The sequence below is a fragment of the Mucilaginibacter endophyticus genome (genome assembly GCF_003351025.1).
Classification (GTDB): Bacteria; Bacteroidota; Bacteroidia; order Sphingobacteriales; family Sphingobacteriaceae; genus Mucilaginibacter; species Mucilaginibacter endophyticus.
This window is the reverse complement of the sequence record NZ_QPCG01000001.1, coordinates 1182755-1195949: the sequence shown is the minus strand read 5'-3', so window position 1 is coordinate 1195949 and position 13195 is coordinate 1182755. Positions and strand designations below refer to the sequence as shown.

The following is a 13195-nucleotide window of genomic DNA, read 5'->3' as shown; positions in this document are numbered from 1 at the left end:
TTATTTCTTAAATACATCCAGGTTCCAGTTGTCTGTCCAGTTTATTTCAATATCGTTTCCCTTAAAGTTGATAGGCAACCACAGGTAACGGCCGTCAATAGCATCTTTAGGAGTCCATTTGTCGGCTATAAATATGAAAGCATCTTTTTTACCGGCCACAGGTAATACATGGGTACTTTGCCCACCATAAGTGATTTGGCTATCCGGCCCCTGGCATGGATTTCCGTGATAAGTCCATGGCCCCCAGATTGATTTGGCGCTGAACCAGCGGGCAGCATTAGGTGCCCATCCTGTACAACCCGAACCAATCATGTAATAAATTCCGTTGCGTTTAAACAAGGCTGGCGCTTCGGTTTGATGACCGATGTATATGCGGATAAACTTACCGGTGTGACCAGTATAATCTGGTGTAAGTTCTGCCAAATCAAGCGTAAAATTTTCTTCTGATGAGAAAACATGGTAAGCTTTGCCATCGTCATCAACAAAAACAGTCATATCGCGGGCCATTTGGCCGCCCGGTAAATCGCGGCAAAAGAAGCCATCGCTTTTATTAGCCGGATTAACGCAGTTCTCTTTATCGGCCTCGGGAGTAAGCGCCGGGTAAAACGGCATCTGCCCCGGATTTGGGCGATAGCTTTTTATAAATTTATATGGGCCGGTCACCTTATCACTTACGGCAACTCCCGCACGGGCAGCGCTGTAACCTTTGCCCAATAGCTCCAGGTGAAACCACATCACATATTTTTTAGTTTTTTTATTGTAAACAACCTTCGGTCGTTCCAAAATGCAGCCTTTGGCAATATCATTAGTGGTATCCGGCGAAACACTCAGCGAGATCCCTTCATCCTTCCAGTTGTACAGATCTTTTGACGAGTAGCAATGAACCCCAACCATTGCCCGGTTACCGGCATCGCCTGCAATCTTGTGTTCGCCAAACCAATAATAAACCCCATTATTATATAGTATGCCGCCACCATGCGCATTAATGTGTACCCCTTTATCATCTGGCCAGATAGCGCCCGGACTAAAACTGCTTAGTTTGGTTTGCGCGCGGCCAATGATGCTAAGCAGCAAAAAGGCCGGTAATAAAAAGCGATAGTATTTCATATAAAGATGTTTGTGTTATTTTCTGATATCAAGTGCATGATCGGCAGGTGCATCCTGTCCGCTCCAGATTTTTACAGCTGTCCATGGTTCATCGGCGTCGGCCCAGAACGGGTCTGTTTCGGGCAAGCCCAATGGAACAAAAGCGTTAGCGCAGAAATACAGGCTGCCGGTTGTGATATAAAAATCGGCCAGCCCGGGCTGTTTGCCATATAAACCCATATTAAGCCAACCATCGGCAGTAAAAGTTTGTGGCGCGCCTAATGTTTTTTTGATCATGGCTGTCAGCGCGCACCTTACCTGCGCAGGTTTAAGGCTTTCAGGTAATTGTTTTTTGTAGGCGATATTGGCTAAATGATGAAAAGCGCCGCCACGATAAACTATTGAGCGACCAATGGCAGGGTAACTGCCATCTGTATTAATAAGACGCTCGAGTACTTCGGCATAACGCTGGCCTACGGCTAACTCGCGCTGCAATTCACGTGTATAGTTTTTCCTTTTTGCATTAACTTCTTCCAGAATGGTGCTCAGATTTGGGTGAATCACAATACTGTTGTAATAATCAAGATGAAAGCTCATACCATCCGAATACATGCCGTCGCCAACATACCAGTGCTCGGTAAATTCGCGGATCCCAAATTCAACCCTCACCGGATCATAACCCAGGTCATACTTGCAAAAAAAAGCCTCTATCATCCCTGAAAACAAGATCCAGTTGGAGTAAACCGGAACAGTTTCGCGGGTAGCTTTCATTACCTCGACAACCTGTTTTTTGGTAGTTTCATCAAGGTGCTCCCACAACCAGGGGCTCCTTACCAGTGCAAAGGCTACAAATGAAGCGTCAACCAACGGCTGCCCGCCCTTCCACTGCAGGTAATCTTTCGCCTGCGGATTAACCGCGTTAGCGATGGCCTTTAACGACCATTCCCTGTATTGCTCACGAAGCTTCACTTCGGCAGCATCCCCACCTTCCAATTGTAACCAGGGTGCTATGCCACTTAATGTGCGACCAAAAGCCTCCAAATAACCCACTTTTGCCCGGCTTTCTTTATTGTCGACCCTATCGGATAACTGCATGGGCATTTTTTCCTTAAGCTGATCGGCAGCAAGGTTGCTGATCACCGGGCGGGCTACCTTATCCATGTAGCTTAACCACAATTTTCTGTCAGATAATTTGGAAGCGTTTTTTTTGCTTTGAGCCGATGCACAAAACGGGATGCTTAGTAGTAAAAAGTAAATTATGAGCTTTTTCATCCGGACTATTTTTCAGTTGCGTTTTATCAATATTAAGCTTAGTAATTAATCTTCAAGGTTTCCATTCCAATACCTGCACATTAGTGGGCGGTATGCTGGCCTTCCCTTCACCATCAATCTGGGTCACCTTTTGCACAAACAGGCTCAGAAATTTTTTATCTTTCCATAGTTCGGTGTCGTAAGTTGGTTCCCACTCCCCCACTGATTCGGAACTTAAATCACTAACCTGCCAGTTTCCACTTTTAAGGTCTTTATTTACAGCTACAGAAACTTTATCGCCACGTTCGGTATCTCTGAAAATAATGGTGGCTAACTGCTTGCCTCCTTTATTCCAGGCAATAATTTGCGGGCGCGATATCGGGATCCGTTTGGTGCCTGTACCGCCAAGACTGAATGCTGTTTTCCTAAAACCAAGGCTTGCCGATTGCCAGCTATCGCCTATTTTATAAACCATATGATACTGAGGTATCGTAGTACTGCTATCGCGCCAGTAAGTAGCAATGAATGGGTTACCCTGATCATCGGCAAACATAGATGTTTGATTGATGAGCTCGCTGTGCTGTGGTATTCTGCAGGCATATTCTGCATTGGCTGCATTAATCGGGAGCATATATTTTTCGCCTGTGGATTTTTCCCAGGTTAAACCGCCATCGCTTGAGCGGGCATAGCACATATCATGATTACTTGCCACATCCGGTGTTTCGCGCCACACCCATGAAATATGGATAGTTCCTTTTTTATCGATACACATTTGCCAGTAGGCATTGCGCTTACCTTCGCCATCAATTAGGTTTTGCTGTATGTTAACCCATTTTTGAGAAGCTATGCTATACCTGTTCATCACCAAGTTGCCATTTCCCGAACCGCCATCGCGGTAAACAAACAACAGATCACCATTAGGTAAACGGTAAAACTCGGGATAACTCACCTTGTTTTCGGCAATGCCTGTCATGTTTTGTTGTGCCGATAAAATAAGGCTGCCGGGCTTAATGCTTTTAGCATAATTCAAGGTCTGATTATGATGCCCCCAGGCCACATGCAAATAGCCCGCGCCATCTACCATAATGCTGATATCCTTATGGGCATCGGCAGCATCGGCCTTATATTGAGTTGTAACAGTTTGCCAGTTAGCCGAACCGCTTTTTCTTTTAGCCAATACCAATACCTGGTCGTTGTTATAATACGCGGCATATTGTTCGCCCTTAAAAGTAACAAGCGAGTTTTTGCGGAATACAACCGTATTAACCGAGTTATTCGCCCACCCGGGCCCTATTATGCTGGTGGTAACTTTTTCTGTTTGAGCAGATGCAGTGACGGTACCTCCAAACAGGATACAGATAAAAAGCAGCGATTTAAAAAGGTATGGCTTCATAAATAGTAAAAGTAAGGGCAATACATACTGCCCTTACTTTTTATTTGTGTTTTAATTAATAACCCGGATTTTGCTCCAGTACAGCATCTTTATTTAACTGAATTTCAGATAACGGAATAGGCAGCAACATATTTTTATCGGCCAAACCGGTTGTAGGATGTTGTGCATCGCCAGAGTTAAGGCGCAATGAGCGCTCAACCAGGGTTCCGGTACGCATCAGGGTTTGGCGGCGGTTTTCCTCACCGATAAGCTCCCTTGCACGTTCATCTAACACAAAATTAAGCGTCATCTGATCTGCAGTTACCTGTGGTGCATTAGCCCGCGTTCTCAGTACATTGATCGATGCAGCAGCATCTGCAGTTTTCCCTTGTTTAACCTGCGCTTCGGCAAGCAGCAGGTAAGTTTCGCCTAAACGCATCATGATAAAATCTTTGATCATAGCATAGCCAAATGTGTCGTTAGGATCAAAGGCGCCCCATTTAGTAGTGCTTGGACAGATCTTATATAAAGTGTCCGGACCAGTAAACGGAACCATTTGGCCATATTTGGCGTTTGTTGGATCATTATAGTAGTAACGTCTTTTGATGCTGTATTGCGAGTTACGCATGTCGCCATTTGGATATAAGCCATACAAAACCCAGTTGCTTAACCTAAGCCTGGCAATACCACGACCGCCTAACGAATCGCAAATTGTCATGCCCGCAATGTTATAGTAAGCAGCACCCCACACCCTGCGTTGCTGGGCATTATCGGTATTACCACCAACTACCGAGCTTGGGTTTTCCTGTTCCAATACCCAGATGGCTTCGGAGTTGCCTTGTGCACGTCTCTCATTACCGTAAACAAACATATCTGAATAGTAGTCGCCGGTGCCACCTGCCCTTACACCATAGCGAGCTTTGATTAAGCTGAATTTACCGCTGGTGATAACAGCCTGAGCCTGTTGCTCGGCAAGGTCATTTTTACCCATACGTAAATATACCTCGGCCAAAAGCTGCATAGACATATACTTATTTGCACGCCCAACTGGCTTGCCTTGCGCATTTAACTTTGAAGTCCCCGCGTTCAGATCAGAAAGGTTGGTATTTGCGTAGGTAAGATCGCTTACGATCAGGCTATTTACATCATCAATTGATGCACGCGTAAAATTTGTTTTTGGTGCTGTAAGCGGTGCTGTAACCAACGGAACCTTGCCAAACAAGGTTACCAGGTTGTTATAAGCATAAGCCCTGAAAAACTTGGCCTCGGCATCAATCGCACTTTTGCCTTTTGCGCCAAGCTTGGTGTTTGAAGGATCTTCAACCGAAGCAATAATGATGTTAGCATTATTGATGAGTGAATAATATTTACCCCAGATGTATGAAGCAGCACCATCTGTTGAAGTAAGCTGGGCGTAGTTGTAGTAAGGCACTTCAATACCTTGCTGGTTGGCAGTAGCGTTGGCCACATCGGTACCTACCTGCCAAACACTTGGCCAGCCTTGTGCGCTTGAGTAGGTTAAAATGGTGCTTTCATAGTTATAAAGACCTACTGCCGCAGCCTCAAAACCCAATGAATCATTAAGGGTTAGCGGAGTATATGATGAATATGGTTTTTCGTCCAGATATGACTTTTTGCAGGAAGCAAACGCGGTAATAAGCACTGATATGGAAACCAATATGATTGAATACTTTTTCATGTGTTTATGTTTTATCAGTTTATTTTAATGAGATATTAGCGCCAAAAACAAAAGTGCGCGTTACAGGATAGTTGTTGGTCCAATCGCCTGAACCCCTGGTTGAGTAGCTATTTTCAGGATCCCAGCCAATCCACTTGGTGAAAGTGTGCAGGTTACGGCCGCTTGCATAAAATGTTAAGCCGTTTAGGTGCAGCTTATCCAGAAGGTTTTGTCCTACTACATAACTAAAGGTTACATCCTTGATGCGGGTATAGCTTGCATCGCGCGGGTATCCGTAACCACGGGTGTTGGTGTAAGCCAGCGATTGGAATGAATTATTGTTGTTGGTTGGTGTCCAGTAACCTATTTCGGCAGGTGTATTCCTTCTGCCCGATTCATCGGCATAGTTCAAATCGGCGTTATTGCGCATCATACCTTGCGCTGTTTGAATAAATATGCTCAGGTTAAATTGCTTGTAATGGAAAGTATTGGTGATACCGCCTGTCCATTTTGGTGTAGTTTGACCTTGTATCACGCGATCGCCATCAGCGGTAATTTTGCCATCGCCATTGATGTCGGCAAATTTAAGATCGCCTGGCTTAGCTCCCGGATCTTGTTTGGAAGCATCTTCCCCTGTTTGCCAAACACCGGTCATTTTGTAATCATAAATTACGCCAATCGGTTTACCTATAAACCAGCGGTTGCCTAAATCATCTTTTCCATCGCCGTACAGACTTACAATTTTGTTGCGGTTAAGCGCGTAAACGATGTTTGATTCCCAACGGAAATTTTTACCGTCAATGTTGCGGGTATTCAGGTTAACCTCTAAACCCTTGTTGGCTACTTTACCTATATTATCCCACACGTTTGAATAACCAGTTATAAGCGGCAGGCTCCTTTTTAACAACAAACCTGAAGTGCGGGTGCTGTAAGCATCAACCGAACCATTAATACGGCTGCCCAGCAAAGCGAAATCAACACCAACGTTTGCTCCTGTAGTGGTTTCCCAATGCAAGTTAGCATTACCTAAGTTGCTGGCCTGTACGCCAATCATGCTTACACCGTTGAACGGTGAACGTACTGTACCATCAGTAGTAATAGTTTGATAAACACTGATCGCTTCGTTACCGGTTTTACCGTAAGAACCGCGGAGTTTTAAGCTGTTAACGATCTTTGAGTTTTTCAGGAAGCTTTCCTGGTCGATATTCCAGCCCAATGCAGCTGAAGGGAATACGCCATACTTGGTGGTATTTGCACCAAACACCGATGAACCATCGCGGCGGGCGGTAACAGTAACCAGGTATTTGCCTGCATACGAGTAATTAACACGGCCCATTTGCGAGTTTAACGCGTACCTGTCTGAATATGATGACGCGGTTTGTGTGGCACCTGCACCCAGGTTATTGAATGAAAGCTCATCGTTAACAAAGCCAGTTGCGGCCGCTGTTGATGTAAAATACCTGCGGCGTTGTGCACTATATAAGCCCGTGAAATCTAAGTGGTGCTTACCAAAATCACGGTTGTAGTACAACAGGTTTTCGATAGTGTAAGTATTAGTTTCAGAACTTGCCGCGCTTGCGCTGCCGAGCGGAGTATTGGCCAAACGGCCGCTGTAGCTATCAACCCTTGTAGGCAGGTAGGTGTAGCCCGCGTTTAAACGATATTTTAATCCTTTTAAAACACCACCAAATTTCACTTCGGCATAGCCATTACCGTTAAGGTTTACACTGCGGTTTATCTGATCGGTGGTTAAGCCTAATAAAGGGTTAACATATAACTGCTCAGGCGCCATTGGGTAAATAGTATAAGTACCATCGGCATTATATTCGTTACCATAAGGGCTCATCGCGGTAGCGTTTAACAGGTTAGCGCGGCCGCCATCATAGTTATTGTTGGCGAAGTAAGATGACATACCCACCGTTAAAAAGTTGGTTACGTTAATATCCAGGTTTGAACGGATACTTACCCTGTTGTATTGGTAGCCTTTTACCACACCCTTTTGTTTCAGATAATCGCCGGATACATAGTATTTAGTATCGGGGCTGCCGCCTGATATGCTCAGGTTGTGATCCTGGATAACGCCGGTTTGCGTAACTTCCTTTACCCAGTCTATAGTTTTGCCTGCGGTATAGTTTGGCAATTCGGTATAGTTAGGTACCGGGCTTGTTTGCTTTTGGCCGGTTTGCGACATGTAGTCGGCATATTTTTGGATATATGCGGCAGGGTCACGCGGTTCAAGCATATGCGCTATGTTTTCTACACCGGCATATGCGTTATAACGGATAACCGGTTTGCCACCATTACCTCTTTTGGTAGTGATGAGGATTACACCATTTGAGCCGTTTGTACCATAAATGGCCACAGCCGATGCATCTTTAAGCACCTCCATCGACGCGATATCATTTGGGTTGATATCATTTAACGAGCCACCACTTTTGCTAAGCGGAATTCCGTCAACAACGATATACGGACCTGTACCCGCGTTGATTGAGTTTTGCCCCCTCACGATAGATGAAGGCTGAGCTCCTGGTACCGATGATGTAGTTGTGATATTTACACCCGCTACAGCACCTTCTAAAGCCTGCAACACGTTGGTTACCGGTAACTGCGATAAACGGGCTTTAGGTACAGACACTACAGCGCCCGTAACATCCGACCGTTTTTGCGTGCCGTAACCTACCACCACTACCTCGTTAAGTTGCTTGTTGCTATCCTCAAGTACGATGCTCAACGTGGTTGTATTTTTAGTAACCACAATGGTTTTGGCAACCATGCTAACAAATGAGATCTTTAATGTGGATCCTTCGGCAACTTCAATTTTAAAGGCACCGTTAACATCTGTTGTGGTTGACTGGCTTGTACCCTGAATGTTTACTGTTGCACCCGGGAGTACGTTGCCGGTAGCGTCTTTTACAACGCCTTTTACATTAATTTTTGTTTGCGCCTTGGCCGGTAGGGTAATGCCCATCAGCATTATTATCGCAAGCAATACGGAAAAACTGTTTAAGAGAGTAAATCTATATTTCATAATTTAATTGGTTTATTGGGTTCATTTATTGTGGGTTTTAGTGATCATAATCCAGACTTATCCCGGGCGGTTTAATACCACAGCAGGAGCCATCCCATTGTGCGTTTTTGAAATTTTCATAGCATTGGTTATTGTTTATAATTTGCAGGCAATAAAATATCAGTGCTGATTATTGCCTGTTGGTTAAGACGAAATAAGCGGAATTTGAGATTGCGAGAGAGGGGTAAAACTATAAATTGACGGGGTCAAAATATATAAAAATGCCCTTTTTTGATACTTTTTGTAGAATTGTCGATAAAATAAGTGTTAAAATAACCTTTATTTTATTTCAGGTGATTTTGATGGCAATAAGCACACAGCTTAAATAAAGAAGCAATTATTTAGCCGGGCTTTTTTCAAACTCATTCATCCGGTAGGAGATTTGAAAACTGGCGCGGTGTTTTTTGATGAAGTCGGAAGGGTTTGATCCGTATTGTTTAAAGAATTGCTCGCGGAAATATTTCACATCGCTAAAACCAACCTGGAACGCGGCCTCATTGACGTTGCAATTGGTTTGGATAAGTAATTCGGCAGCTTTACGCAGGCGCACAAAGCGGACAAAATTATTTACAGATTGGCCGGTGATGCTTTTCAGGCGTTTAAATAAGGTAGGATAGCTGATACCTATCTCTTTGGCCAGCACATACACGTCAAATTTATCATCGGTAAAATAATGCTCTATTACCGAAATACAGTTATTCAGGAAGTCCTTATTTTCCTGTGAGATACTGCGGCCGGTGCTCTTTTTGGTGACCTCTTTGTAGAAATAATTTTGAAGTTCAATCTTATTACGCAATACGCTTTTTACCCTTGCGATAAGTAACTCCTTATCAAAAGGCTTACGCAGAAAGTCGATAGCACCTTCCTCAATACTCTTCAGCATGATATCAGGAGTTGTATCGCCGGTTAGCAGGATAACAGGGATATGACTAATAGCCTGGTCCTCTTTTATGATCCGGCAAAGGTCAAGCCCGCTCAGGCCATCCATTACAATATCGCTTACAACCACATCGGGCATGTGCTTCTTAATCAGTTCGAGGCCGATGCTGCCATTTTGAGCTTCAATTACATTATACCCCGGCGTGAAGATCTTTTTGATATATGCACGGATCTGGTCGTTATCATCAATCACCATGAGCGTATGCCGGGCCGAACTGAAGAGTTCTAAAGCGTTTAACTCACCCTCTTCCGGTACAACTTCCTTATTATCGCCATCAATAAGCTCGTTTACGTAGGTATAATCGGGTACGACATCATCCACAATGATATCGTCTGCAAAATGAGCCTTACCTTTTGGCAGTTCAAGTACAAAGGTAGTGCCACCATCAGGGTTATTGGAGTAACTGATATTACCCTTATGGTTCTCAATAAAAACCTTAACCAGGTATAAACCTATACCAAACCCTTTTCGGAAATAGTTTTTGTCCTTTGCCTGGTAAAATTTATCAAACAGCTTGTCGCCTACCTCGGCGTTTATACCTATACCGTTATCAATTATTTTAAAATATACGTTATTATCATCCTGTTCAATAATGATGTGGATGGTACCATGGTCGGGAGTAAACTTTATAGCATTTGAAATGAGGTTAAACAGGGCTATCTCTATTTTTTCCAGGTCGCCATATACTTCTATACTTTCTCCGGCACCCTCAATACTGTAGTTAATATGCTTGATTTTAGCCTGCTGGATAAAGCAGGAATAAACTTCATTACTCAGGCTCACAAAATTCAGTTTACTCACTTTCAATGATGCATTTTCGCTTTCTGTTTTTCTGAACAGCAATAAATGATCAACCAAACCAAGAAGGCGGCGTGCGTTACGGTAAATGGTGCTTAACTCTTCCGTATTGCCTTTACTCTGATTCAGCAGATCTTTTATCGGGTTAATGATGAGCGTTAGCGGCGTCCTGAATTCGTGCGATACGTTAGTAAAGAACGTCAGTTTCTTTTCATTAAGCTCTTTTTCCTTTTCAACCTGCAGATTTGCCAGTTTAACTTTGAATCTAAGCCTGGCCTGGTTTACCCTGTAGTTATAAAAAATATAGCCTATAGCAAACAAGATGGTTCCGTAAATGATATAAGCCCACCATGTGCGGTACCATGGCGGTAATACAATGATTTTTATGGCGATAGCCGACGAAGCCCAGCGCCCTTCTGTATTGGTGGCCTTAATCCGGAGGGTGTACGTACCTTCATTAAGCCGCGAAAAATAAGCCGACTTTAGTTTACCTACATAGTTCCACCCGTGATCCCAGCCTTCAAGATAGTAAGCATATGATATTTTATCAGGAAACGAGTATTCGAGCGCCGTGTAGCTGATGTTCAAGGTGGCCTCACTAAAGGGGATAGTTATTTTTTTTAGCTCGTTTAGTGGCTGCTTTTGCGCGTAGGCACAATCCTGTTCAATTGATACATTGTTTATTTTAAAATCTGACAGCATCAGGCGCGGCTGGTGCGCGTAGGGAGCAATACTATCAGGCGAAAAAAGGTTAAACCCTTTTATACCACCAAAAAGCATTTTACCGGACGCCAATTTGAGTGCCGCGTTGTAATTAAACTGGTTGCTCTGCAAGCCATCAGAAGCATTGTAATTGGTGATCTTTTTAGTAGTAACATTAAAATTGGAAAGTCCGTTGTAGGTACTGCACCATAAATTACCGCTATTATCTACCAGTATATTCAGCACAGTATTGCTTGGTAAGCCTGCCGATTCGGTGTATCGTTTATACTGATGCGTGTTGGTATCGTATTGAAGTAACCCGCCGCCTTCGGTGCCTACCCAAAAGTTGTGTTTATTATCTTCGGTAATTGCCCTTATAGCCTGACCTATAAAATAAACCTGGTGCTTTTTATGCTCAACATCAATTTTAATGAGGCTGGTGTAATTTCCGGCCCATAAGTTACCGGCATGATCTTCAAAAAGCGCATGGATATTTACCAGACTGTTATCAAAAAGTTCAAACTGATCTTTAGCCCGGTTATACAAAAACAAAGCCCCTCCCCATGTGCTACCTGCCCAGAGGCGGTGCTGCGAATCCTCGTACAGTTTCCAGAAATTCCGCTCTTCCTTTTTTTCTATTGGGTTGTAGCAACTGTAATGCTTAAACCGCTTTGTAGCATTATCAAAAGCATCAATACCGCCGTTAAAGGTTGCTACCCATATTTTGTTGGTATAATCATTTAATATACTAACCACAAAATTACTGCTGATGCTTCCGCCACCGTTTTGATGCTCGTAGGCCGTAAACGTGTTCGTTTTAGTATCCCAATAATCAAGCCCTCCGCCATCGGTACCAACCCATACATTATGCTGTTTATCTTCACAAAAGGATAAAATGAAGTTATTGATGACGCTGTTTTTATTAAACACGTCATGCGCAAACAGATGGAATGATGTGGGCTTACGGTCGATAATGTTTACCCCTCCCCGCAATGTCGCTATCCAGATGCGGGATTCGTCATCTTCATAAACGGCATCCACCGCGCCGCTGCGCAGGCTATTGGGCGTTTCCCCTGCCGTAATATAGGTGATCTGATTTTTAGCCGGATCCCATACTTTGATGCCACCGCCGTTTGTGGTAATCCAGATATCGCCATTTTTTGTTGTGGTAAGACTGAAGATATTGTTACTAATTAATTTATTAAGCCCTATATCAAGCTTGGTGGTTTTTTGGGCGACAGGATCGTACATGAACAATTCATTACCCCAGCCTGCTATTACTTTACCCTTTCCGTCAATGGTCATGCAACCGGAATTTGTCAGTTCGGGTGCTACTATTTTTATTCTTTCGGTTGCTGCATCGTATCTGCCCAGCCCTGCCCCACTCACCAACACCCAAATGGTACCCTGATTATCCATGCGGGCAGCGAGCGTATTAAACCGTTGCTTATTAACATCGTACAGGATCTCTTTTCCGATGGTATCAGTTTTTCCGAATTTTAAAAACCCGTAAGTTCCGTTGGTTACAAAGATATTGCCCTGCCTGTCGGCTACTATTTCATTGATATTAAACCCAATCTTAACCGGTTCATGTTTTTCATTGTAACAATACATGGGATGAAAGCGCGAATCGGCATAGTCAAAATACATCAGGCCTTTTTCTGTCCCTACGTATATTCGTGCACCGGAGGCATTAATGGATTTAATGTGATTGTTAACCAGCGAGTTTTTATCGCCCCATATATTCCTGAAAACTTTAAATGAGTAGCCATCATAGCGGTTAAGGCCATCATAGGTGCCCATCCACATAAAACCATATTGATCCTGCGTTATACAAGTTACCGCGTTATTTGAAAGACCATCTTCAATACCTAAATATCTAACCGGAAAACCAGGGCCTTTTGCTAAGGCTGCCAAAGAAGAGCATAAAAAACAAGTAAGCAAAAAGGCCTTTAATCGCTGAAACATTCGCCGCAAAATCAATAACTGGTTACCTCCAAAGATATCAAAATGCGGCTGGCTTTAATTAGCGAATTTTATCCTGTTTGAACGCTACAAAGGATACAATATAACAAAAGCATAAAAACAAAATTCCGGTTCGACGCCTCATCAAAATGTGCAGAGAAAATACCCATTCAATAACGACATATAATTAACAAATAATTATATTTGGGCATATTATAAACCGGTTCTTAATAAACATTTATTGTACCATGGCCCGCCCCTAACGAGGTAGCGGAAGCTTTAAATTATGCGCTTAACGCACTCGCGTTTTTAAAGCCGGTCATACTATTTATTAAA

At 43.5% G+C, this 13195-nt stretch carries 6 protein-coding genes; all 6 read right to left on the bottom strand.

All coding sequences use genetic code 11. The annotated features are described in order from the left end of the window. Positions 1–1107 (bottom strand): glycoside hydrolase family 43 protein, encoded by a 1107-nt coding sequence (locus DUL71_RS04815; protein WP_114936983.1) that lies wholly within the window; start codon positions 1105–1107, stop codon positions 1–3. Between the two features lie 15 nt (positions 1108–1122). Continuing rightward, positions 1123–2358: a DUF2264 domain-containing protein gene (locus tag DUL71_RS04810; protein ID WP_114936982.1), complete on the bottom strand. Its 1236-nt coding sequence runs from the start codon at positions 2356–2358 to the stop codon at positions 1123–1125. Positions 2359–2410: 52 nt separating this feature from the next. Next, positions 2411–3730 (bottom strand): BNR repeat-containing protein, encoded by a 1320-nt coding sequence (locus DUL71_RS04805; RefSeq protein WP_114936981.1) that lies wholly within the window; start codon positions 3728–3730, stop codon positions 2411–2413. Positions 3731–3785: 55 nt separating this feature from the next. Then, the gene (locus DUL71_RS04800) at positions 3786–5408 is read right to left on the bottom strand and encodes a RagB/SusD family nutrient uptake outer membrane protein (RefSeq protein ID WP_114936980.1); all 1623 of its coding nucleotides are present in this window, start codon (positions 5406–5408) and stop codon (positions 3786–3788) included. Between the two features lie 19 nt (positions 5409–5427). Then, positions 5428–8415, bottom strand: coding sequence for a SusC/RagA family TonB-linked outer membrane protein (locus DUL71_RS04795; RefSeq protein ID WP_114936979.1), 2988 nt, complete (start codon positions 8413–8415; stop codon positions 5428–5430). A 376-nt stretch (positions 8416–8791) separates the two neighbouring features. Beyond that, a complete protein-coding gene (locus DUL71_RS04790) occupies positions 8792–12811 on the bottom strand; it encodes a hybrid sensor histidine kinase/response regulator transcription factor (protein ID WP_161964373.1) in 4020 nt (1339 codons plus the stop codon). Between the last annotated feature and the right edge of the window lie 384 nt (positions 12812–13195).